Consider the following 589-nt stretch of genomic DNA (forward strand, 5'->3'; position numbering starts at 1 on the left):
GGCCATGTATTCGAAACGCTTTGCAAAGTTAATCATCTCGTCGTCGACAAGACAGGAACATTAACGAAAGGTGACATCGAGATTAGCCGTACAAGCACATTCAAAGAGCTTTCTGAAGCGGAAAGTCTGGCCCTTGCATCTGCTCTTGAAGCTCATGCAAACCACCCTATTGCGCGTTCATTTACCGGTTTCAGTAATGACGAGATTATTGTAACAGATGTTAAAAACGTGATTGGCTCAGGAATCGAAGGGATTTGGAATGGTAAGACGGTAAAAATTGGCAGCTCCTCGTTTGTGCTAGATTCGAGCATAAAAGAAAGCAATGCCATTTACTTGTCAATAAACAACGAACACGCTGCAACTTTTTATTATCACGATCCTATTCGCAAAGAAAGTCAGGCGTTTATTCAGCGTTTTGCAGAAGCAGGAATCAAAACAACCCTACTTACCGGTGACTCTATTCAAAACGCGCAGCCAGTTGCTGACGAAATTGGTATCGAGCATGTGATCGCATCTGCAAAACCAGAAGACAAACTCGCGTATCTTAAGAGCCTTGATAGCAGTGATATCACCATGATGGTTGGTGATG

At 43.1% G+C, this 589-nt stretch carries 1 protein-coding gene; it reads left to right on the forward strand.

The window, feature by feature from the left end; all coding sequences use genetic code 11:
• Nucleotides 1–589: HAD-IC family P-type ATPase (locus R8O11_RS29610; RefSeq protein WP_318195177.1), on the forward strand; the 589-nt coding region annotated here is incomplete at both ends.

This window comes from Vibrio sp. 1288, from assembly GCF_033344475.1.